We start from the raw sequence: 23,122 nt of genomic DNA, 5'->3' as shown, positions 1-23,122 counted from the left end.
ATAGCTCAGCTGGGAGAGCGCTTGCATGGCATGCAAGAGGTCGACGGTTCGATCCCGTCTAGCTCCACCAATTTACACTTCGAAGCCTGGCCACACCGGCTTCGAAGCGATCAACACTCAGCGTTGATCAGTTGTATAGAAGGGTTTGCGTCCCCTTCGTCTAGTGGCCTAGGACACCGCCCTTTCACGGCGGTAACAGGGGTTCGAGTCCCCTAGGGGACGCCAGTTTTACAGAAGCGATGTTGCAAGATGTCGCTCCGCCGCGAGGCGAAAAATCCGGGGCTATAGCTCAGCTGGGAGAGCGCTTGCATGGCATGCAAGAGGTCGACGGTTCGATCCCGTCTAGCTCCACCAATTTACAGTTCAGGGTCTGGCCACACCGACCTTGAATCGATCAGATCTCAGCACTGATCAGTTGTATAGAAGGTTTGTGTCCCCTTCGTCTAGTGGCCTAGGACACCGCCCTTTCACGGCGGTAACAGGGGTTCGAGTCCCCTAGGGGACGCCACGATTACCCGCTCTGCGGGATTTATAAGGGTCATTCAATTATTGAATGGCCCTTTTGTTTGTCTGGCGTTTGGCCAAATCTCCTTTTTCCTTAAACTGTGCTTCAGACCAGCGGTCATATTTTCGACTTGCAGAATATTATTATGAGAATAATATTCTAATCGTAATATTCGGAGGCAACGATGAACGACAAAAAAGCTCAAACCCGCGAACGCATCCTCAAGGCTGCCAGCGCCGCACTGATCCAGCGTGGCCCGGCCGAGCCGAGCGTGGGTGAAGTGATGGGCGCCGCCGGCCTGACTGTCGGTGGCTTCTATGCGCACTTTGAAAGCAAGGACGCCATGATGCTTGAGGCGTTCAAGCAGTTGCTGGGGCGTCGCCGAGACCTGATCGCCGATATGGACTCTGAATTGACCGGCGAAGAACGTCGCGCCCTGGTGGCAGCGTTCTACCTGTCGCGCAAACACCGTGATTCCAGCGATTCGGCCTGCCCGATCCCGGCATCCATCGGTGAGCTGGGACGGCTGCCGGAAGAGTTCCGCATCGCACTGAACGAGCACCTGGAGTTGATGATCGCGCAGTTGGCTTCAAGCCCTGAAGACATCGATAAAACGTTGGCCGACGTGGCCTTGATGGTAGGTGGTCTGGCGCTCTCAAGGGCGTTGGGGCCTGGTGATTTATCCGATCGATTGCTGCGCGCTGCCAAGTCGGCGGTGCGTTGACCTGAAGGCAACGAGCCTGAGGAGAGAGCGATGAGCACGTTGAAGTGGGTTCGCGGCGTTAATGGCACCTTGGGCTGGTTTGCACCGAAACTGGTGGCAAGCAAAATGCGGCTGGCATTCATGACCCCACGCGCCAATGCGCCACGGGATTGGGAATTGCCGCTGCTGGCGAAATCCGAGCGGATCACTTTGCGTTTCGGCCTCTCCGCGCTGCGCTGGGGGCAAGGTCCGACGGTTCTGCTGATGCACGGTTGGGAAGGGCGTCCGACCCAGTTTGCCGCGCTGATCACGGCGCTGGTCGAATCCGGTTACACCGTTGTCGCTCTCGACGGTCCGGCCCACGGTCGTTCGCCAGGGCGCGAAGCCAACGTCGTACTGTTTGCCCGGGCCATGCTCGAAGCCGCCGCTGAATTGCCTCCGCTGCAGGCCGTCATCGGCCACTCCATGGGCGGCGCCAGCGCCATGCTCGCGGTGCAATTGGGGTTGCGCACTGAAACCCTGGTCAGCATTGCTGCGCCGGCTCGCATTCTGGGCGTGTTGCGCGGGTTTGCCCGTTACGTCGGAATGCCGCCAAGAGCTCGTTCTGCCTTCATTCGGCAAGTCGAGCAGGACGTCGGCATGCGTGCCGCAACCCTCGATGTCGCCCACTATCAGCTGGATATGCCGGGCCTGATCGTGCACGCCGAAGACGACACCTTCGTCTCGGTCAAGGAATCCCAACTGATCCACGAATCCTGGTTCGACAGCCGACTGCTGCGCCTGGAAGCCGGCGGTCACCAGCGCGTGCTGGCCGACCCTCGGGTGATTGATGGTGTGTTATCACTGCTGGCCGGTCGCAGCCTTCAGGCGCGGCAATCGGCGTAGTCATCCGTTACACTGCCTCGGTTGAATCATTTGACCGGGAGTAGGGCATGGGCTGGGATCGGGCAACGCCGTTTACCATTGATCTGCAAGTGGGCGCCGAGGACATCGACGGGCTGGGGCACGCGAACAACGCGGTTTACGTCTCCTGGCTCGAACGTTGCGCCTGGCGCCACTCGCAGCGGCTGGGTCTGGATCTGGTCGAGTACCGTCGTCTGGATCGGGCGATGGCGGTGGTGCGGCACGAAATCGACTACCTGGCGGCCGCCTACGAAGGTGATGAACTGCAATTGGCGACCTGGATCGTCGATTGGGATCAGCGCCTGAAAATGACCCGTCACTTCCAGCTGATTCGCCCCAGCGACAACACCACGCTGCTGCGCGCCCAGACCACCTTTGTCTGCATCGAGCTGTCCACCGGCAGGCCCAAGCGCATGCCCGCCGAGTTCATCGAAGGCTACGGCCCGGCCATCCAGACAGCGGACATGGGTTTAACCCGCGAAACCCAGTAAACTGCCGCACGTTTTTCCTTGAGTGTGTGTTTCCCATGCAAATTGCTTTGGCGCCGATGGAAGGGTTGGTCGATGACATCCTGCGCGATGTCCTGACCCGTGTCGGCGGTATCGACTGGTGTGTGACCGAGTTCATCCGGGTCAACGACCAGTTGCTGACTCCGGCCTATTTCCACAAGTTCGGCCCTGAATTGCTCAACGGCGCCCGCACAGCTTCCGGCGTACCGTTGCGCGTGCAATTACTGGGGTCCGATCCGGTGTGCCTGGCGGAAAACGCTGCGCTGGCCTGCGAACTGGGTTCTGAAGTGATCGATCTGAACTTCGGCTGCCCGGCCAAGACCGTCAACAAGTCCCGTGGCGGTGCGGTGCTGCTCAAGGAGCCGGAGCTGCTCAACCAGATCGTCGAACACGTGCGGCGTGCCGTGCCGGCGCACATTCCGGTCACCGCCAAGATGCGCCTCGGTTTCGACAGCCCGGACGGCTCGCTGGTCTGCGCCACGGCGCTGGCCGAAGGCGGCGCCGAGCACATTGTGGTTCACGCTCGAACCAAGATGGACGGCTACAAGCCACCGGCTCATTGGGAGTGGATTCCGCGCGTGCAGGACGTGGTCAAGGTGCCGGTGTTCGCCAACGGTGACATCTGGAGCGTCGAAGACTGGCGCCGCTGCCGGGAAATCAGCGGCGTCGAGGACATCATGCTCGGTCGCGGCCTGGTGTCGCGTCCGGATCTGGCCCGTCAGATCGCTGCCGCCCGTGCCGGCGAGGAAGTCGTCGAGATGACCTGGGCCGAGCTGCTGCCGCTGATCCAGGACTTCTGGCTGCAAGCCAAGGCGCAGATGACAGCACGCCAATCCCCGGGCCGCTTGAAGCAATGGCTGGCGATGCTGACCCGCAATTATCCTGAGGCTACCGAGTTGTTCACCGTGTTGCGCCGAGAAACCGAGCCGGACCACGTCTCGCGTTTGCTGGGCTTGCCGGTCGCCGAAGCCGCCTGAAAAAATCTCCGAACAATCTCTTGAAAACAAAACGCAGGTCCCTATCTAAGGGTTACGCGATGCCGAATTCGGGTCGCGGAGACAAAAAACCTTGCTGATTGTTTTCAGGAGATTTGAACCATGAGTACTGCATTTTCCCTCGCGCCACTGTTCCGTTCCTCGGTAGGCTTCGACCGTTTCAACGACCTGTTCGAAACCGCCCTGCGCAACGAACCGGGTAGCAGCTATCCGCCTTACAACGTCGAAAAACACGGTGACGATCAATACCGCATCGTCGTGGCGGCGGCCGGTTTCCAGGAAGAAGACCTGGAACTGCAAGTCGAGAAAGGCGTGCTGACCATCAGTGGCGGCAAGCGTGACGCGAACGAAGGCGTCACTTTCCTGCACCAGGGCATTGCCCAGCGTGCATTCAAGCTGTCCTTCCGCCTGGCCGATCACATCGAGATCAAGGCCGCCGGCCTGAGCAACGGCCTGCTGAGCATCGATCTGCTGCGCGTGATCCCGGAAGAAGCGAAAGCCAAGCGCATCCCGATCAACGGGACGCAGAAGCCGGCGCTGCAACACTGATTCACTTGCAGAAACAAGTCGTCTGAACGGGCGATAAGCCGCTGAATGAAGGCCCCGATACGTCGGGGCCTTTTTTGTGGGCGCAGGAAAACTGCAGTTCGGCTTTGCCGCCAGCGGCGGTTTCTCTACAATCCGCCGCAGTTTTGCCGACCCCCATCCTTACCGGTCGGCCTGGAGCCTTTTTCATGGACGATATTCAACAGCGCTGGCTGTGCGCCCTCTCTGCGCCGATGGTGGCGCTCAATCCTCGCGCCGAATACGACGAGCCAGCGTTTTACGCCGATCCACAATTCATCGACTTGCAATGCAGCTGGGGAATCAATGACCGCCCGCAATTATTGAGCATGTTCAAACGCATGACCGACAACGGTCATGCCAGACATCTCAATGGTGCCTATCAGGCCTGGCAGCGTTGTCTGCCCGGCGAATGGCACGCATTGATGGAAACTCTCGAACCGCGTGAGCGCGTTCTGCACGATTTTGCCAGTCGCACCTTTGGTGACTGCGGGCCTGGCGGCATTCTGGCCTGGGACTATGGTCGCATGGGATTTCTGCTGCGCTGCGCGGTGCGCAACCAGTGGATTGATCTGACTGAAAGCGCCTGGTTGCACGGGCGGTTGGCGGTCAGGGCCCAATACCACTACAGCAGCTGGAAATCGTATTTCAACGGATTCCTTTTCGGTCGCGGGTTCTGGGGGTGTGAAAGCAAAGGTGATGACACCTTTGCTTTCGAGCTGGATCGGCAGGGCGAGCAATCGAACAGCGTGCAAGTGGCCCGTGGGCTTGCGCAGAACATGCCGGTTTTTCTGAACAGCCTGCCTTGGCATCTGGAGCTCGACTTGCCCCAGCGTCCGGAATCTCTTGAGGAGTTCGACTGGTCATGAGTTGCTGGATACGTTTGGGTATCGAACCCACCGACAATGAATCGTTGATTCGAGATGCCTACCGCGCACGGCTGCCGGAACATCATCCGGAATCCGACCCTGAAGGATTCCAGGCACTGCGTCAGGCATACGAAAGTGCGATTCGCTTTGCTCGCGAAGAAGCACTTGAAGTGTCTGAAACCGTGGTTTCGGAAGTGCCTCAGGCCCTTGCCGACTTTGACAATCTGTTGAACGACCCGGAGCAGCGTTTTGATCCGCAGGCCTGGCAGAGCTTTGTCAAAACCCTGGATCAACTGCCGCTCGGCGTGCTCGACGACCTGCGCTGGGCGCTGTTTGGCCAGATGTTCAACGCCGATCTGTTGTCGCATCGTTGCGCCAGCGTACTCGTTGACCACATGGGCTGGCAGCATCAGTTGATGTCGCTGGGCTTCGAGCAGGCTCGGCAGGCGGAAGACTTTCTCGATCAGATCAATAAGCCCGACCCGTTCGATATGGCGTTGATGGGGGATTGGTCCGCCGCTGCACAGACCGAAAGCCTTTGGTATTTGCACACCCTGGATATGATCTTCAATCAGCGCTCGCTGCAGGAGTTCGACCGCTTTGTCAGTCGGCACACCTGCCTGCCATTGCCGGATCACACGGCGTCGATCAAGCGTCTGGTCGTGCAGTTCACTCAGGCTGGCATTGGGGGCGAGGGCCTGCGGCAGTTCTGCGTCGAGCTACAGCGTGAAACGCCGAATGACGTGGATTCGCTGTACCTGCTGGCCTGTCAGAACAGCCTGCTGGGGCTGGAGGACGAGGCATTTGCGTGCTGGGTGCAACTCTGGCAGGAACACCGGCACCCAAAGGCCGAGAGCGAGTTGTTGGCCTTGTGCGCCAGGCGTCAGCCGGATTTTCTTCCTTTGTTGATTCAGGCCTTCGACCGTCTCGGTGATTTTCGCGATTGGGCCTTTGATCTGGGGGATGCCACTCAAGCCTACGGCAGTCCATCGCTCCGGCCCGAAACCCTGGCTCGCTGGATGGGCATTGGCCCGGACCAGACTCAGGGCCTGGCCAAGGCGTTTTTGAACTGGCGGATGGCCGACGACGAATTGCCTTTGCTCGCGTTGCTGTTGGGCGCGCACGACGATGTTCGACTGCAGCAGCTTTATCGACATGCCTGGGCCCTGCATCGAGGCGATGTGCAACTGTTACAACAGTTGGTCGATCAGCCTCCGGCCATCGATGCACTTGAAGAACTGGTTCTGAGCGGGTTCAGGTCTCAAGCCCGACAGCATTTGCGTTGGTTGAGTCATGGGCCGATCCCGCTGACGATGGGCGCGTTTATCGATGAGGGTTCACAGCAAACGCACCTGCCCGAAGCGCTGGAGAAAGGCAGCGGCCACAAAGTCTGCCTTGCATGGCTGCGCAGGTTGCGAGCATACAGCCCGGTAGCGCTGGAGCGAATCGAGCAGGCATTCTCCTTGGGCGACACGTACATGGCCGGCGAGTTGGCGGTGCTGAGTGTGCTGACCCAGTTGAGTGATCGAGGCGTGGCATTGCCACCTGTCGGCTCGGGAGAAGCGGTGTGGCAATGGCACGCCAGCACCCTATATCTGTTGGCATTGCTCAGCGAGCCGGAGCGCTGGCTGAGCTTGACGGGTGATCTGACGCTGGAACACCTGCCGTTCGATTCGGCCCAGCCAGCCAGTCGGTTGCAACCGCTGTTGCGGCGTCTTTATCGCGAGCAGGGAGATCTCAACGGTTTGCTTGGCTGGTTGCAGGTCGAAGACCCGGTGCATGCCGTACTTGCCCGGCAATTGACGGGCGTCCAGCAAGCACTCGACAGCGTGCGATTACTGAGCAATGACCGCTTGTATGATTGTGTGCACAGCGACTTGCGTGCGTTCAGTGATGACGTGCTCGGACGCATGCTGCTGACGGGTGTGCTGTATCACGATCCATTGATGGATGCGCAGCAACGCCGCTATTTGCTCGAAAGGACAACCGAGATCATCAACTCACAGGACTGGTTCGACGGTTTCCGTCACAGTCTGATCAAGGGCGAGCCGACGCACCCGCCATCACAGGCGTTGACGGAGTATGAAGGTATCCACAGCGAGACCTTTTACCTGGCCCTCGATGCGCTCAAAGGGTTGGTGCGCTACGGCAGCGCCGGGGTGCCGCGACAGAAGATTTTGCTGCGCATGCAGCGCGCCAAGGACAACCCGGACCATGGGGTCGGTCTGCGTCTGGCGTTCAGTGCATTGTTGTCGTGGTCGGAACGCTTGCTGCTGGCCCGGGCCGACAGTCGTCCGGCATCGCCTGTGGCCTTCTGGCGCCTGAATACTCGCCTGGCGCGCGGGCCGTTCTTCTGGCAGGTGCTCGGCTCGTTGTTGGTGACGCCGCTGGCGGCTTTGCTCAGCGGCACACCGTTGTCCGCAATTGCCGTATTGCTGCTGGGCGGTGTGTTCTTGCTTGGGGCCATACTGCGACGTTTGCATGACATGGGGCGGGGCATCCCGACGTTGTTGATCCTGCTCTGCCTGTCGCCGGTGTTGCCGTTTCTGCCGTTGATGCTGTTTGCGTTTCCCGGTGACAAGCTGCCCAACCGTTATGGTGTGCCGCCGGACAGCGCCGGTGAAGACATGCTGCCCGGCGGCTTGCAGGCTACGCTGCGTCGGCTCAACGGTTAGAGATGCAGTTCATCGAGCGCCTTCTCGAGCTGTGATCGATGGCTGGCAATCTCCCTGGGTTGCTGGCCGCCGAGCACGGCGTTGAAGGTGTCCATCCAGTCGGCAATGCGTTCGCGTTCATTGCCGAGGCTCTGCATCCAGGCGCGTTCAAGGCGTGCCAGCAATGTGCGGTTGGGCAGCGAATCGCGAGGGTGGACTTTCAGGGTAGAAAGCCGTTCACGGCTGTCTTGCCGAGCCTGCTCGTCGAGCCCGGTCGGACTGCGGTCGATACTGTGGCTGTGACGTTCGCCACTGTCGAGCAGGGTGACGTCCACTTCCAGCAGGCCATTGATGTCATAGCTGAAGCGTACATCCAGGCTCTGAATATGTTCGCTAGGCTTGAACTGCACATCAAAGGAATCAATGAAGATGTTGTCGCGCACCCACGGGCGCTCACCCTGATAAACCGCAATGCGGATCTCGGTCTGTTGTGCAAACGTTGTGGAGTAGCGCTGTACCCGTGAGGTCGGAATAACGGTGTTGCGCTCGATAATCGGCGAAAAAGCACCACTGATACCTTCACCACGGTTGGTCGAAATCCCCAGGGTGTAAGGGCAGACATCGGTCAGAATCAACTCTTCAACTGCACCGTCCCGTGCCTTGCACGCCGCTTGCGTCGCCGCACCCAGTGCGACGATCGTGTCCGGATCGAGGTGTCGGTAAGGCAGGCGTCCGAAGAGCGTGGCCACCATTTGCTGCACCGCCGGCATCCGTGTGGCGCCGCCCACCAGCACCAGGCTGTCGAGGTCTCGGGGTTTGAGGCGGGCATCGCGCAGGGCTTGCTCGATCGGTGCGCGCAAGCGGGCCAGAAGAGGTCCCCAGATTTTTATCGCACGGGTTTCGTCCAGCGACCATTCGAACGTCCTGTCGGCATATCGCCAGTTCAGGTGCCGGGTGCCTTCACCGAGTTTGCATTTGAGCTGTTCCAGCGCATCGCTCAAGCTGGCCATGCCCTGCGCGTCGATCATGGCGGGCGTCAGTTGCCATTCGCTGAGGCACGCCTGCAGCAAGGCCTCGGTAAAGTCTTCGCCACCCAGAAAGTTGTCACCGGTGGACGCATGCACCTCGATCAGCGGCAACGCATATTCCAGCACCGTGACATCGAAAGTCCCGCCGCCCAGATCGAAGATCAGCGTGCGTTCGAATTTCTGTTCATGCAGCCCGTAGGCCATGGCGGCGGCGGTCGGTTCGTTGATCAGGCGGGAGACTTTCAGGCCCGCCAGTTCGGCGGCGAACAGCGTGCGTTTGCGCTGCTCGTCACTGAAATACGCCGGCACGGAAATCACCGCTTCAGACACCGGATGACCGAGAAAGGCCTCGGCATCCTGTTTGAGCGAACCGATCACCAGCGCCGAGAGTTCTTCCGGGCTGAATGAGCGCCCACCCAGTTCCAGACGTTTTTCACTGCCCATGAATCGCTTGAACGCCGCCGCTGTGCGTTCCGGGTGGGTGGTCAGGCGTGCGCGGGCGGCTTTGCCGACCAGAATGCTGTCGTCTTCATCGAGGCTGACGACGGAAGGCGTGAGTACCTCGCCGAGGGCGTTGGGGATCAACCGGGCCTGACCGTCCTGCCAGACGGCGATCAAACTGTTGGTGGTACCAAGGTCAATGCCCAGCAGGGCCGGGCGGGGGAGGGTTGCATCCTGCATGATCGATCTCGAAACGGCGCGAAAAAACGCGACCCTACAGGTTGCCGCCAACCCTGGCAATTACCGGCCTGACGTCGATGCCTGCGGTCGGCAACCGCAGGCGTTCCGGTCAAACCAGCAAGCCTTTCAATACCTCCAGCGCCACCGGCCGACTGTGCAGATACCCCTGATACAAATGGCAGCCCAGCCCTTGCAGGAACTCCAGTTGCTCCGGGGTTTCCACGCCTTCGGCGATCACTTCCAGTTCCAGGCTGCGGGCCATGGCGACGATGGCGCGAATGATCTCAGCGTCGTTGGGGTCGCTGGTGGCGTCGCGGATGAACGACTGATCGATCTTCAGCGTGTCCACCGGCAGGCGTTTCAGGTAGGTCAGTGATGAATAGCCAGTGCCGAAGTCGTCCATGGCGAAGCTCACGCCGAGTTTTTTCAGGCGGCGCATCTTGCTGATGGTGTCTTCCAGGTTCTGGATGACGATGCCTTCGGTGATTTCCAGTTTCAGCAGCGAGCAGGGCAGGCCGTGGCTGGTCATGCTGTGTTCGATGCGTTCGACGAAGTCGTTCTGGCGGAACTGCCGGGGGCTGATGTTCACGCACAGGCTGAATGCCAGAGGATCGATCAGGCCGTCGGCGATCAGTTGTTTGAAGGCATCGCAGGCCTCATCGAGGATCCAGGTGCCGACCTCGAGAATCAGCCCGCTGTCCTCCAGGACCTTGATGAACTCGGTGGGTGATTGCGCACCGAGCTCCGGGTGATTCCAGCGCACCAGCGCTTCGGCGCCGATGATACGATTGTCCCGGGCGTCCACTTGCGGCTGGAAATGCACGTTGAATTCGCCACGGGACAGCGCCAGGCGCAAGTCGGTCTCCATGCGCAGCCGTTCACTGGCCGCTTTCTGCATGGTGTTGTGGTACATCTGCGTGGTGTTGCGCCCGGAATCCTTGGCCCGGTACAGCGCAATGTCCGCGCGCTTGAGCAGGTCGGTCGGGGTCGAGCCGTGATCGGGTATCAACGCCACACCGATGCTCGGTGTCACTTGCAGGCGCTGGCCGTCGAGGAACATCGGCTCCGAGAGCAATTCGCGAATGGTGTCGGCCAGTTCACGCACCTGGCCGCTGACTTCGTTGCGGGTGCCTTCCAGGCCGCTGAGCAACACCACGAATTCATCGCCACCGAGCCTCGCCACGGTGTCTTCCATGCGCACGCTGGCCTCAAGTCGCGCGGTGATGATTTTCAGCACCGTATCGCCAACCGGATGGCCGAGCGAGTCGTTGATGTGCTTGAAGTGATCGAGGTCGAGAAACAGCAGCGCGCCGCGCAGGTTGTGGCGTTTGAGCAGGGCGATCTGCTGGCTCAGGCGATCCATCAGCAGCGCGCGGTTGGGCAGGTTGGTCAGCGGGTCGTGATAGGCCAGATGACGGATCTGCGCTTCGGCGTTCTTCAGCAGGCTGACGTCCCGGGCGGTCATCAGCAGGCAGGCGGTTTCGTTGAGCGTGATCGGTTCGACCGACACTTCCACCGTCAGCAACTCCCCGCGCTTGTTGCGCCCGAGCATTTCCTGATGGTGCACGCGGCCCTTGATCTGTAGCTCTGCGAGCAGCCCCGAGCGCTGTTTTTCCTCGGCCCAGATGCCGACCTGATACACGGTTTTGCCCACCACTTCGTCGGCGCGATAACCGGTCAGGCGACAGAAGCCGTCGTTGACCTCCAGATAACGCCCGGTGTCACGTTCGGTGATGGTGATGGCGTCGGGGCTTGAGTGAAACGCCTTGGCGAACTTCTCTTCACTGGCCTTGAGGGCCGCTTCCGAGCGCTGTTGCTGGGTAATGTCGCGCAGCGTGGTGACGATGCACGGCTGATTGCCGACGCTGATCTGGCGGCTGGAAATCACACAGGTCAGCGACTGGCCGTCCTTGTGCTGGACGATGATCGCGACATTGCTCAGGCCCTGTTCGCGAATCACCCGTTCGATGCGCTGCAGGCTTTTCGCCGAGGCATCCCACAGGCCGATTTCTTCGGCGGTATGGCCGATGACGTCAGTGGCGCTCCAGCCGAAGGTCTGGGTGAAACTGGAGTTGATCTCGATGAACTCCCCGGTTTCCTGGCGGGTCACGCAGATCGGGTCGGGGCTGACCTGGAACAGCGTGGCGAACTTCTCTTCCGAAGCCACCAGCCGTTGTTCGCGTTCGACCTGATCGGTGATGTCCAGCAGGGTGCCCGCCATGCGCAGCGGCGCGCCGTTTTCATCGCGATAGAGGCGGGCGCGGCTTTCCAGATAGCGTGAGCTGCCGTCCGGCAGTTGCACGCGGTAGGTCAGTTGATAATTGCCCGCCGGACCTTCGCGCAGACTGCGGTAGGCATCGCGCATGCTGTCGCGTTCCTCGCCGGGCACGCCTTCGAAGAATTCGTCAAAAGATTCGTGAAACGGAATCGGCTCCAGCCCGTGCAATTGCGCGGCGCGGGCCGAGCCGTAGAGCATGCCGCTGGGAATGTGCCAGTCCCAGGTGCCGAGCTGGGCAGAGTCCAGTGCCAGATCGAGGCGTTCCTGGCTGTCCTTGAGCGCGTGCTCGGCCGCTTTGCGTTCGGTGGTGTCGAGAAACGTGCTCAATAGATAAGGCTGGCCTTCGAGCTCGACCTTTTGCGCACTGAGAATGCCGTCATGGACTTGACCATTGCTGGCGCGGAACTGCACTTCCATGCTGATCAGTTCGCCCTTGGCCTTGGTCTTCTTGACCAGCTCCGCCCGTTGCTCGGGATGCACCCACAGGCCCAATTCCAGGGTGGTGCGCCCGATAGCGCTCTGCACCGGCCAGCCGAACAGGCTTTCGAAATACTGGTTGGCCTCGCTGATCAGGCCGTCTTCCTGACGGGTCAGCAACACCATGTTCGGGCACAGGTGAAACAGCGTGGCGAAACGTTTCTCCGAACTGCTGAGGGCCTGTTCCCGTTGCCGCTGGTGGGTGATTTCACGGATCACCCCGATCATTCGGGGCCGGCCATGCTTGTCCGGCAGCAGGCTGCCATTGATCTCCAGCCAGTGCAGGCTGCCATCGGGCCAGCGGATGCGGTGGTGCATCGCCTGTTCCAGCGGCGCGCCGGCTATTACCGCGTGGAAGGCGCGAACGGTTTTCGCCCGGTCTTCCGGCGGCAGCAGGTCGAGGTATTCCAGATCTTCGGGCAACGGCTGCCGTGGATCGAAGCCGAACAAGGCCTGAGTGCCCCGCGACCAACTGATCTGCCCGCGTTCGATGTCCCAATACCAGGCGCCGAGTCGGGCGCCATTGAGCGCCGCGAGCAATTGCGGCGCGCTCTCCCAGCTCTGCTCGGAACGCCGTGGATCAATGGCCTGAATACGCGGCATCGGCGGAATACGGTCAACAGATTTCGGCATTGTTAAGGGGCCTTGAGCTGATTTGGGCATTAGGCACAGGGACGGCAGCTCTATAGGAGTAGCACAAGTCAGCCGTGATTCCCTGGCAGATCGATTTGAGCGTCCAGCAGGGCCATAAACGCCCGTGCAGCATTCGACAGCGTCCGTTCGGTGTGCAGGATATAGCCTAGCTGGCGAGTGAGCTGTATGCCCGGCAAAGGTATGCGCGCCACCTGTTCATCGAGCATGGTGCGCGGCAAAACGCTCCAGGCGAGGCCAATCGACACCATCATCTTGATGGTTTCCAGGTAGTTAGTGCTCATGGCGATGTTCGGCGTCAGCCCCTGTGCCTCGAACAGACGTTGGACAATATGGTGAGTAAAGGTGTTGCCGCCGGGGAAAACCGCCGGATGGCCGGCAATGTCCGCCAATGTGACAGCGCCGTTGCTGATCAATGTGTGCTCCGGGGCGACCACGAAGTCCAGCGGGTCATCCCAGACCGGCGTGGCCTTGACCAGTGTGTGCGGCTCCGGCGCCAGGGTGATGACCGCCAGTTCTGCACGGCCATGGAGAATTTCCTCGTAGGCCACTTCCGAATCGAGGAACTGAATATCCAGTGCCACCTGTGGGTAGCGGCGGGTGTACTCCCTTAATAAGGGCGGCAAACGGTGCAGGCCGATGTGGTGACTGGTGGCCAGTGTCAGACGACCGGTCACTTCGCCGGTCAGGTTGGTCAGGGCGCGGCGCGTGTCATCGAGCACATTGAGAATCTGATAAGCCCGTGGCAGCAGGGCCCGGCCGGCCTCGGTCAGGCCCACTTCACGGCCCAGTCGGTCGAACAGCCGCACATTCAGTTGCTGCTCCAGCCCGGCGATGCGTTTGCTGATCGCCGGTTGCGTCAGGTGCAGGCGTTCACCGGCGCCGGAGAAGCTCCCGGACTCGGCGATGGCGATAAAAGCATTGAGGTTGGCCAGATCCATGTTCGTATTCCAGTTGGTTATCCAAAGCATAAAAAATATGAATTTGAGTTATTCAATCTAACCCCATAGGATCGGCCTCACAAGCCAAAGGGTTATTGATAAGCCCAGGGCATAGAAACAAGCTGATGAGGAAACGTCTGATGGCCGGCAAAACGCTCTACGACAAGCTCTGGGATTCGCATTTGGTCAAGCAGCGCGACGATGGTTCGGCGCTGATCTACATCGATCGTCACATCATCCACGAGGTGACCTCGCCGCAAGCCTTCGAAGGCTTGCGTCTGGCCGGGCGCAAGCCATGGCGCATCGATGCCAACATCGCGACCCCGGACCACAACGTACCGACCACCCCGGAGCGCAAGGGCGGCATCGCGGCCATTGCCGACCAGGTCTCGCGTTTGCAGGTTCAGACCCTCGACGACAACTGCGATGAATACGGCATCGTCGAATTCAAGATGAATGACGTGCGTCAGGGCATCGTCCACGTGATCAGCCCGGAGCAGGGCGCGACCTTGCCGGGCATGACCGTGGTCTGCGGCGACTCGCACACCTCGACCCACGGCGCGTTCGGCGCATTGGCCCACGGTATCGGCACTTCCGAGGTTGAGCACGTGCTCGCCACTCAGTGCCTGGTCGCCAAGAAAATGAAGAACATGCTGGTGCGCGTCGAAGGCCAATTGCCGTTCGGCGTGACCGCCAAGGACATCGTTCTCGCCGTGATCGGCAAGATCGGCACCGCCGGCGGTAACGGCCACGCTATCGAGTTCGCTGGCAGCGCGATCCGCGACTTGTCCGTCGAAGGCCGCATGACCATCTGCAACATGTCCATCGAAGCCGGCGCCCGTGTGGGTCTGGTGGCGGCTGACCAAAAGACTGTGGATTACGTCAAGGGCCGTCCGTTCGCACCGAAAGGCGCCGAGTGGGATCTGGCTGTCGAATCCTGGAAAGACCTGGTGTCCGACGCCGACGCGCATTTCGACACCGTGGTCGAGCTCGACGCTGCGCAGATCAAGCCGCAAGTCAGCTGGGGCACTTCGCCGGAAATGGTGTTGGCCGTTGATCAGAACGTGCCGGACCCGGCTAAAGAGATGGATCTGGTCAAGCGCGACTCGATCGTCCGCGCCTTGAAATACATGGGTTTGACCGCCAATCAGGCGATCACTGACATTCAGCTCGACCGCGTATTCATCGGTTCCTGCACCAACTCGCGCATCGAAGATTTACGCGCTGCTGCGGTGATCGCCAAGGGCCGCAAGGTTGCATCGACCATCAAGCAGGCCATCGTGGTGCCGGGCTCGGGTCTGGTGAAGGCGCAGGCTGAGGCCGAAGGTCTGGACAAGATCTTCCTCGAAGCCGGTTTCGAATGGCGTGAGCCGGGTTGCTCGATGTGCCTGGCGATGAACCCGGACCGTTTGGAGTCCGGCGAGCATTGCGCCTCGACGTCCAACCGTAACTTCGAAGGCCGTCAGGGCGCCGGTGGCCGTACCCACCTCGTCAGCCCGGCCATGGCCGCTGCGGCGGCGGTGAACGGTCGTTTCATCGACGTTCGTGAATTGATCTGAGGAGCGCAGCATGAAAGCTTTTACCCAGCACACTGGCCTTGTCGCACCTCTGGATCGTGCCAACGTCGACACCGACCAGATCATCCCGAAGCAGTTTCTGAAGTCGATCAAGCGCACCGGTTTCGGCCCGAACCTGTTCGACGAGTGGCGTTACCTGGATGTCGGTCAACCGTATCAGGACAACTCCAAGCGTCCGCTGAACAAGGAATTCGTGCTCAACGCCGAGCGTTATCAAGGCGCCAGCGTGTTGCTGGCCCGCGAGAACTTCGGTTGCGGCTCCAGCCGTGAACACGCGCCATGGGCGCTGGAAGAATACGGTTTCCGCAGCATCATCGCGCCGAGCTACGCCGACATCTTCTTCAACAACAGCTTCAAGAACGGCTTGCTGCCGATCATCTTGAGCGACGCGGAAGTCGACGAACTGTTCAAACAGGTCGAGGCCGCGCCGGGCTATCAGTTGCAGATCGATCTGCACGAACAGACCGTGACCAGCCCGAACGGCAAGGTGTACCGCTTCGAGATCGACGCGTTCCGCAAGCACTGCCTGCTCAACGGTCTGGACGACATCGGCCTGACCTTGCAGGACGGCGATGCGATTGCCGCGTTCGAAGCCAAGCATCGTACGAGCCAGCCGTGGTTGTTCCGCGACGCGTGAATTTGAAAGGTTGAAACCCCAATAAAAGGAAGTACCCATGACCAGCACCGCCCAGCACAGTCAGGTTGTACAAAAGCAATTCGGTGAACAGGCCGCCGCCTACCTGAGCAGCGCCGTTCACGCTCAAGGCACTGAATTTGCGCTGCTACAGGCTGAGCTGGCGGGGCAGGGCGAGGCTCGGGTGCTGGACCTGGGTTGCGGTGCCGGGCACGTGAGTTTTCACGTCGCTTCGCTGGTGAAAGAAGTGGTGGCCTACGACCTGTCGCAGCAGATGCTCGACGTGGTGGCTGCGGCTGCCGTTGATCGCGGTTTGAGCAATGTGTCCACGGTCAACGGTGCCGCCGAGCGTCTGCCGTTCGCCGATGGCGAGTTCGATTTCGTGTTCAGCCGTTACTCGGCGCACCACTGGAGTGACCTCGGCGTTGCGTTGCGCGAAGTGCGTCGGGTGCTGAAACCGGGTGGCGTGGCGGCGTTCATCGACGTGCTGTCGCCGGGCAGTCCGCTGTTCGACACCTACCTGCAGAGCGTCGAAGTGCTGCGCGACACCAGCCATGTACGCGATTATTCTGCCGGTGAGTGGCTGCGCCAGGTCAGCGAGGCCGGTCTGCACACCCGCAGCACCACGCGTCAGCGCCTGCGTCTGGAGTACAACAGCTGGGTCGAGCGCATGCGCACACCTGAAGTGATGCGCGCCGCGATCCGCGAGTTGCAGCGGTCGATGGGCAACGAAGTGCGCGAATATTTTGAGATTGAGGCCGATGGTTCGTTCAGTACAGATGTACTGGTGCTCTGGGCTGAAAAGTAATCTTGGAACGATAAGTATTTTTCCGGGCGCGCCTGTCGATGGCGCACCGACTGAAGACACGAGGAAAGCATGAGCAAGCAGATTCTGATTCTCCCAGGCGACGGTATTGGTCCGGAAATCATGGCCGAAGCGGTCAAGGTGCTGGAGCTGGCCAACGACAAGTACAGCCTGGGCTTCGAGCTGAGCCATGACGTGATCGGTGGCGCCGCCATCGACAAGCACGGCGTACCGCTGGCCGACGAAACCCTCGACCGCGCTCGCGCTGCCGACGCCGTCCTGTTGGGCGCCGTGGGCGGCCCGAAATGGGACACCATCGAGCGTGACATCCGCCCTGAGCGCGGTCTGCTGAAAATTCGCGCGCAACTGGGCCTGTTCGGCAACCTGCGCCCGGCGATCCTGTACCCGCAGTTGGCTGACGCCTCGAGCCTGAAGCCGGAAATCGTTGCCGGCCTGGACATCCTGATCGTCCGTGAGCTGACCGGCGGTATCTATTTCGGCGCGCCGCGTGGCACCCGTACCTTGGAAAACGGCGAGCGTCAGTCCTACGACACGCTGCCGTACAGCGAAAGCGAAATCCGCCGCATCGCCCGTGTCGGTTTCGACATGGCCATGGTTCGTGGCAAAAAGCTGTGCTCGGTGGACAAGGCCAACGTGCTGGCGTCCAGCCAACTGTGGCGTGAAGTGGTCGAGCAGGTGGCCAAGGATTACCCTGAAGTCGAACTGAGCCACATGTACGTCGACAACGCCGCCATGCAACTGGTGCGTGCACCGAAGCAGTTCGACGTGATCGTCACCGACAACATGTTCGGCGACATCCTGTCCGACGAAGCGTCGATGCTCACCGGCTCCATCGGCATGCTGCCGTCGGCTTCGCTGGACGCCAACAACAAGGGCATGTACGAGCCTTGCCACGGTTCGGCGCCGGACATCGCGGGCAAAGGCATTGCCAACCCGCTGGCGACCATTCTGTCGGTGTCGATGATGCTGCGTTACAGCTTCAATCTGCACGAAGCGGCCGATGCCATCGAGAAAGCGGTCAGCGTGGTGCTGGATCAAGGGCTGCGCACCGGCGACATCTTTTCGACCGGTTGCACTAAAGTCGGTACGCAGGAAATGGGTGACGCAGTAGTCGCCGCGCTGCGGAATCTGTAATCTCTCGGGCCCGCTGCGAAATTCAAGACAAAGCAGCGGCCCACTTTTCAAGAAGGTGTAGTTGCGATGAAACGTGTAGGTCTGATCGGTTGGCGCGGCATGGTCGGTTCCGTGCTCATGCAGCGGATGCTGGAAGAGCAGGATTTCGATCTTATCGAGCCGGTGTTTTTCACCACTTCCAACGTCGGTGGCCAAGGCCCGTCCGTGGGCAAGGACATTGCTCCGCTCAAGGACGCTTACAGCATTGATGAGCTGAAGACCCTCGACGTGATCCTGACCTGCCAGGGCGGCGACTACACCAGCGAAGTGTTCCCGAAGCTGCGCGAAGCCGGCTGGCAGGGTTACTGGATCGACGCGGCCTCGAGCCTGCGGATGAACGACGACGCCGTCATCATCCTCGACCCGGTCAACCGCAAGGTCATCGACCAGCAGCTCGACGCGGGCACCAAGAACTACATCGGCGGCAACTGCACCGTCAGCCTGATGCTGATGGGCCTGGGCGGTCTGTTCGAGGCCGGTCTGGTCGAGTGGATGAGCGCCATGACCTATCAGGCGGCGTCCGGTGCCGGCGCGCAGAACATGCGTGAACTGATCAAGCAGATGGGCGCGACCCACGCCGCTGTCGCCGATCAACTGGCTGATCCGGCCAGCGCGATCCTCGACATCGACCGCCGTGTGGCCGAAGCCATGCGCAGCGACGCGTACCCGACCGAAAACTTCGGCGTACCGCTGGCCGGCAGCCTGATCCCGTGGATCGACAAGGAACTGCCGAACGGCCAGAGCCGCGAAGAGTGGAAGGCCCAGGCCGAGACCAACAAGATCCTCGGTCGCTTCAAGAGCCCGATCCCGGTCGACGGCATCTGCGTGCGCATCGGCGCCATGCGTTGCCACAGCCAGGCGCTGACCATCAAGCTGAACAAAGACGTGCCGATCGCCGACATTGAAGGGCTGATCAGCCAGCACAACCCTTGGGTCAAACTGGTGCCAAACCAGCGCGAAATCAGCATGCAGGAGCTGAGCCCGACGAAAGTTACCGGCACCCTGAACGTACCGGTCGGTCGTCTGCGCAAGCTGAACATGGGTTCGCAGTTCGTCGGTGCCTTCACCGTCGGCGACCAACTGCTGTGGGGCGCGGCCGAACCGCTGCGTCGCATGCTGCGGATCCTGCTTGAGCGTTGATCGCGTGACGCAATGAAAGAACCCGCGCCTTGAAAGAGGCGCGGGTTTTTTTTGCCTGCATGGCGGCCACCCGGTAAAGTGCCGCTCCCCCCGTTTCGCCAGAGGCAGCACCATGACCCAGACCCTTGATATTGCCGTGATCGGCGCCACCGGTACTGTCGGCGAAACCCTTGTGCAGATTCTCGAAGAGCGCGACTTTCCAGTCGGCACTTTGCACCTGTTGGCCAGCAGCGAATCCGCTGGCAGCTCGGTGCTGTTTCGCAACAAGAACGTAAGAGTGCGCGAAGTCGATGAGTTCGACTTCAGCAAGGTCAAGCTGGCGTTCTTCGCCGCCGGCCCGGCCATCACCCTGAGTTACGCCGCCCGCGCTCACGCGGCGGGTTGCTCGCTGGTCGATCTGTCCGGCGCGTTGCCGGCGGATCAGGCGCCGCAAGTGGTGCCGGAAGCCAATGCCGAGTTGCTGGCCGGTTTGAAAATGCCGTTCCAGGTCAGCAGCCCAAGCCCGTCAGCCACAACGCTGGCTGTGGTGTTGGCACCGCTGCTCGATTTGATCGAGCTGCAATATGTGCATGTCACCGCCAATCTGGCGGTTTCCGCCCAAGGCCGCGAAGCGGTGACCGAGCTGGCTCGTCAGACCGCCGAGTTGCTGAACATGCGTCCGCTGGAGCCGACATTCTTCGACCGGCAGATGGCTTTCAACTTGCTGGCTCAGGTCGGTACGCCTGACGCTCAAGGCCACACGCTGCTGGAAAAACGTCTGGTGCGCGAACTGCGTCAGGTGCTGGCCAAGCCTTTATTAAAGATTTCCGCAACTTGCGTTCAAGCCCCGGTGTTTTTTGGCGATAGCTTTAGCGTGACCTTGCAGTCAGCGAGCGCGGTCGACCTGGTAAAGGTCAATGCCGCCCTTGAAGCCGCTGACGGCATCGAACTGGTTGAAGCCGGTGATTATCCGACCGCCGTCGGTGACGCGGTGGGCCAGGACGTGGTCTATGTCGGACGGGTGCGTAGCGGTGTCGACGAGCCGTCGGAACTAAATCTGTGGCTGACGTCAGATAACGTACGCAAAGGTGCGGCCCTCAACGCGGTGCAAGTGGCCGAGTTGTTGATAAAAGGCCTGCTGTAAAAGATACTTGGCAACAATTTGTCGACTGATTCTAGCCGGGCGCTATGCTTGGCCAGATCACTTGATGACGTAACACCCTCCGGGACATTCCGGGGCATCAAAGAAATGATCGCGCGCGGCATGCTGTCGTCGTCGCGCGCAATGCCTTACGGCAGCGACAATCAACATCTTCTCGCTGGCCGAGGAACGTTCAAACAAAGGAAGAGGCTATGGTTCAAGTTCGCAAACTGGTGTTAGCAATAGCGGCCGCCTCGGCGCTGTCCTCCGGTATGGCGCATGCCCTCGGGCTCGGGGAGCTGACCCTGAAGTCGACCCTGAACCAGCCGCTGGTGGCGGAAATCGAGCTGCTCGATGTCAAGGATCTGACCGCTGCCGAAGTGGTACCGAGCCTGGCCTCGCCGGAAGATTTCGCCAAGGCCGGTGTCGATCGCCAGGCCTTCCTCAATGATCTGACTTTCACCCCGGTGCTCAACGCCAGCGGCAAAAGCGTGCTGCGTATTACCTCGAGCAAACCGCTGTCGGAACCGATGGTGAAATTCCTCGTGCAGGTGATGTGGCCTAACGGTCGACTGCTGCGCGATTACAGCGTGCTGCTGGATCCGTCGAAGTTCTCGCCGCAGACCGCCGATGCCGCTGCGCAGCCGGCACCGACGCAAACCATCACCGCGCCGACCACGGGTGCAACGCATTCGACCCATACCACCACGCCACGCGACACCCTGTGGGAAATCGCAGCGAAGGCGCGTACTGGCGGTTCGGTCCAGCAGACCATGCTGGCGATTCAGGCCCTGAACCCGGATGCGTTCATCGGCGGCAACATCAACCGTTTGAAAACCGGTCAGGTGCTGCGTCTGCCGGATGAGGTGCAAAGCACCGCGCTGCCGCAATCCAAAGCCATTGCCGAAGTGGCCGCGCAGAACGAGGCCTGGCGTCAGGGTCGTCGTTATGTGGCCAAGCCAGGCACCGGTCAGCAGCAGCTTGATGCGACCAACCGTGGTCGCGCCAACACCGGTCCTGCCAAGAATGCCAAAGACAACCTGAGCCTGGTCTCGGCTGAAGGTGCCAAGGGTCGCGGCAAGGGCCCGGCCGGCGACGCCAAGGCCTTGAGCAACAAACTGGCGGTGACCCAGGAAAGCCTCGACACGACCCGTCGTGACAATGCGGAACTGAAAAGCCGCATGACCGATCTGCAAAGTCAGCTGGACAAGCTGCAACGCCTGATCGAACTGAAGAACAATCAACTGGCGAAGTTGCAGGCCGAAGGGTCCGCCACTGCGCCGGCTCCCACAGCCGCCGCACCTGCGGTTGCCCCGGTTCCGGCGATCACCGCCGAACTGGCCGCCACGCCACCGGCCACCCCGGCAGAAGCTGCACCTGTCGCGCCTGCGCCGGAGGCCGTTTCTCCAGCACCGGTTGAGCCGGTAGTCGAGCCGAAGCCTGCTGCAGATGACGAGAAAACCTTCAACGAACTGCTGACCAACCCGATCCTGCTGGGTCTGGTGGGCGGTGGTGCGGTGGTGCTGTTGCTTCTGTTGTTGCTGCTGGCTCGCCGCCGCAAGGCTCAGCAGGAAGCTGAAAAGCACCTGCGCATGGCTCGGGCACTGGAGGAGCAATCGTTCGCGCCTGAACTCGATCTGCCGGAAAGCAGCTTCGAAGGCCTGGAAGTGCCGGCAGCGAGCGTCAAGCTCACGCCGGCACCAGCAGCGGCGCCTGTTGCCGCTGCGGTGGTGGCTCCGGTCGTGATGGCCGAACCGATCGCCGCGCCGCTGGTGGCCCCGGCGGCCGAGCGTTCCGACGACGTGCTGGACAAGGCGCAGTCGCACATCGACGGTGGTCGTCTGAATCAGGCCGCCGCGTTGCTGGAGGAGGGCGTCAGCCTGGAGCCGCAGCGCAGTGACCTGCGTCTGAAACTGATGGAAGTCTACGGTCGCCAGGGTGATCGTGATGCCTTCGTCGGTCAGGAGCGTCAACTGGTCGCCAACGGCGATAACTTTGCCAAGGTCGAAGAGCTGAAAAGCCGCTTCCCGGCCATGGCGGTCGTCGTGGCGAGTGGTCTGGCCGCTGCTGCCATTGCCGCCGAGCTGGACGCGGAATACGTCAAGGACCTGCTGCTCGACGAGCCTGAAGTGCCTGAAGCGCCTGCTGCCGCGGAAGACGATCTGGACAGCGCTTTCGACCTGAGCCTGGATGATCTCGACAACATCACACCGGTGGAGCCTGTTGCACCGGCGGCGGCTGTCGAGCCTGAAGCGCCGGTTGAGCTGGACGAGTTCCCGGCGGATGACGATCTGAGCTTCGAGTCGGTTCTGCAACAGCAGACCGAGATCAAGGAAAACCTCGACGATCTGTCTGATTTCGACCTGGATCTGGATCTGGGTGCCGATCCTGCGCCTGTGCCGGTTGAATTGGCTGACGACGACTTCCTGCTGGATCTGGACGAAGGCGTGAAGGATCTTGCGCCGGTCGAGCCGCCGGTTGTGGTCGAGCCTCCACTGGATGATCTGGAGCTGCCAGCCGATTTCGACCTGTCCCTGGCTGACGAAATGGATGCCGCCCCGGCCGAGCCGGATGCATTCGCGGCCGAGCTGGATGACGTCAACGCTGAACTGGATCGCCTGTCGGGCAGCATCAACGAGCCAAGCTTCACGGAGGCCGATGCTGCGTTGGGTGGCGATCTGGGTGAGGATGACTTCGACTTCCTCGCTGGCACCGACGAGGCTGCCACCAAACTCGATCTGGCGCAGGCCTACATCGACATGGGCGACAACGACGGCGCGCGTGACATCCTCAAGGAAGTGCTCAGCGAAGGTGACGACAAGCAGAAGAACGAAGCGAAGGAAATGCTTTCGCATCTGGCCTGAGTCAGCGTTCAGCGGTAAATAAAACGGCAG

Annotated in this window: 17 protein-coding genes and 3 tRNA genes; 17 read left to right on the top strand and 3 right to left on the bottom strand. The window is 60.9% G+C overall.

Going from position 1 to position 23,122, the window contains the following annotated elements:
- Window positions 1–149 precede the first annotated feature (149 nt).
- The 10 genes from AC07N4_RS13930 to AC07N4_RS13885 all read left to right on the top strand — a co-directional run bounded on the left by AC07N4_RS13930 (window position 150) and on the right by AC07N4_RS13885 (window position 7,723).
- A tRNA-Glu gene (locus tag AC07N4_RS13930) sits at window positions 150–225 on the top strand.
- Window positions 226–278: 53 nt separating this feature from the next.
- Window positions 279–354: transfer RNA gene (locus tag AC07N4_RS13925), tRNA-Ala, on the top strand.
- A 78-nt stretch (window positions 355–432) separates the two neighbouring features.
- A tRNA-Glu gene (locus AC07N4_RS13920) sits at window positions 433–508 on the top strand.
- Window positions 509–689: 181 nt separating this feature from the next.
- On the top strand, window positions 690–1,229 hold the full coding sequence (locus AC07N4_RS13915; RefSeq protein WP_102621522.1) for a TetR/AcrR family transcriptional regulator: 540 nt from the start codon (window positions 690–692) through the stop codon (window positions 1,227–1,229).
- Window positions 1,230–1,259: 30 nt separating this feature from the next.
- The gene (locus tag AC07N4_RS13910; RefSeq protein ID WP_085732470.1) at window positions 1,260–2,093 is read left to right on the top strand and encodes an alpha/beta fold hydrolase; all 834 of its coding nucleotides are present in this window, start codon (window positions 1,260–1,262) and stop codon (window positions 2,091–2,093) included.
- A 47-nt stretch (window positions 2,094–2,140) separates the two neighbouring features.
- Window positions 2,141–2,602, top strand: a complete 462-nt coding sequence (locus AC07N4_RS13905) for an acyl-CoA thioesterase (RefSeq protein ID WP_085732471.1) — start codon at window positions 2,141–2,143, stop codon at window positions 2,600–2,602.
- Between the two features lie 35 nt (window positions 2,603–2,637).
- Window positions 2,638–3,597 carry a tRNA dihydrouridine synthase gene (locus AC07N4_RS13900; protein ID WP_102621523.1) on the top strand — a complete coding sequence of 320 codons (960 nt, stop codon included), beginning with the start codon at window positions 2,638–2,640 and terminating at the stop codon, window positions 3,595–3,597.
- Window positions 3,598–3,717: 120 nt separating this feature from the next.
- Window positions 3,718–4,164: an Hsp20 family protein gene (locus AC07N4_RS13895; RefSeq protein ID WP_102621524.1), complete on the top strand. Its 447-nt coding sequence runs from the start codon at window positions 3,718–3,720 to the stop codon at window positions 4,162–4,164.
- A 185-nt stretch (window positions 4,165–4,349) separates the two neighbouring features.
- A complete protein-coding gene (locus tag AC07N4_RS13890; RefSeq protein WP_493066266.1) occupies window positions 4,350–5,048 on the top strand; it encodes a DUF1266 domain-containing protein in 699 nt (232 codons plus the stop codon).
- The gene (locus AC07N4_RS13885) at window positions 5,045–7,723 is read left to right on the top strand and encodes a DUF805 domain-containing protein (RefSeq protein ID WP_493066265.1); all 2,679 of its coding nucleotides are present in this window, start codon (window positions 5,045–5,047) and stop codon (window positions 7,721–7,723) included. Before AC07N4_RS13890 ends, AC07N4_RS13885 begins: the two co-directional genes overlap by 4 nt.
- Here AC07N4_RS13885 and AC07N4_RS13880 read toward each other — a convergent pair.
- The 3 genes from AC07N4_RS13880 to AC07N4_RS13870 all read right to left on the bottom strand — a co-directional run bounded on the left by AC07N4_RS13880 (window position 7,720) and on the right by AC07N4_RS13870 (window position 13,758).
- On the bottom strand, window positions 7,720–9,411 hold the full coding sequence (locus AC07N4_RS13880; RefSeq protein ID WP_493066264.1) for a molecular chaperone HscC: 1,692 nt from the start codon (window positions 9,409–9,411) through the stop codon (window positions 7,720–7,722). The two genes, AC07N4_RS13885 and AC07N4_RS13880, sit on opposite strands and share 4 nt — an antisense overlap.
- A 109-nt stretch (window positions 9,412–9,520) precedes the next feature.
- On the bottom strand, window positions 9,521–12,799 hold the full coding sequence (locus AC07N4_RS13875; RefSeq protein ID WP_493066263.1) for a PAS domain S-box protein: 3,279 nt from the start codon (window positions 12,797–12,799) through the stop codon (window positions 9,521–9,523).
- Window positions 12,800–12,867: 68 nt separating this feature from the next.
- The gene (locus AC07N4_RS13870) at window positions 12,868–13,758 is read right to left on the bottom strand and encodes a LysR family transcriptional regulator (RefSeq protein ID WP_493066262.1); all 891 of its coding nucleotides are present in this window, start codon (window positions 13,756–13,758) and stop codon (window positions 12,868–12,870) included.
- Window positions 13,759–13,898: 140 nt separating this feature from the next.
- On the opposite strand from AC07N4_RS13870, the gene leuC reads away from it, so the two are divergent.
- The 7 genes from leuC to AC07N4_RS13835 all read left to right on the top strand — a co-directional run bounded on the left by leuC (window position 13,899) and on the right by AC07N4_RS13835 (window position 23,092).
- Complete coding sequence (gene leuC / locus AC07N4_RS13865; protein ID WP_096821194.1) at window positions 13,899–15,317, top strand: 3-isopropylmalate dehydratase large subunit; 1,419 nt, start codon at window positions 13,899–13,901, stop codon at window positions 15,315–15,317.
- 10 nt (window positions 15,318–15,327) lie between these two features.
- On the top strand, window positions 15,328–15,972 hold the full coding sequence (leuD, locus tag AC07N4_RS13860; protein WP_493066261.1) for a 3-isopropylmalate dehydratase small subunit: 645 nt from the start codon (window positions 15,328–15,330) through the stop codon (window positions 15,970–15,972).
- Window positions 15,973–16,009: 37 nt separating this feature from the next.
- Window positions 16,010–16,777, top strand: a complete 768-nt coding sequence (locus AC07N4_RS13855) for a class I SAM-dependent methyltransferase (RefSeq protein WP_096821196.1) — start codon at window positions 16,010–16,012, stop codon at window positions 16,775–16,777.
- 69 nt (window positions 16,778–16,846) lie between these two features.
- Window positions 16,847–17,929: a 3-isopropylmalate dehydrogenase gene (leuB, locus tag AC07N4_RS13850; RefSeq protein ID WP_085732478.1), complete on the top strand. Its 1,083-nt coding sequence runs from the start codon at window positions 16,847–16,849 to the stop codon at window positions 17,927–17,929.
- A 66-nt stretch (window positions 17,930–17,995) separates the two neighbouring features.
- Window positions 17,996–19,108 carry an aspartate-semialdehyde dehydrogenase gene (gene asd, locus AC07N4_RS13845; RefSeq protein ID WP_064363920.1) on the top strand — a complete coding sequence of 371 codons (1,113 nt, stop codon included), beginning with the start codon at window positions 17,996–17,998 and terminating at the stop codon, window positions 19,106–19,108.
- 112 nt (window positions 19,109–19,220) lie between these two features.
- A complete protein-coding gene (locus AC07N4_RS13840) occupies window positions 19,221–20,231 on the top strand; it encodes an aspartate-semialdehyde dehydrogenase (protein ID WP_493066260.1) in 1,011 nt (336 codons plus the stop codon).
- 209 nt (window positions 20,232–20,440) lie between these two features.
- Window positions 20,441–23,092 carry a motility hub landmark protein FimV gene (locus AC07N4_RS13835; RefSeq protein WP_493066259.1) on the top strand — a complete coding sequence of 884 codons (2,652 nt, stop codon included), beginning with the start codon at window positions 20,441–20,443 and terminating at the stop codon, window positions 23,090–23,092.
- Window positions 23,093–23,122 lie beyond the last annotated feature (30 nt).

The sequence above is a fragment of the Pseudomonas sp. GW821-FHT09E04 genome (assembly GCF_059416185.1).
The sequence above is the reverse complement of the archived record's forward strand: the minus strand, read 5'-3'. Positions and strand labels throughout refer to the sequence as shown.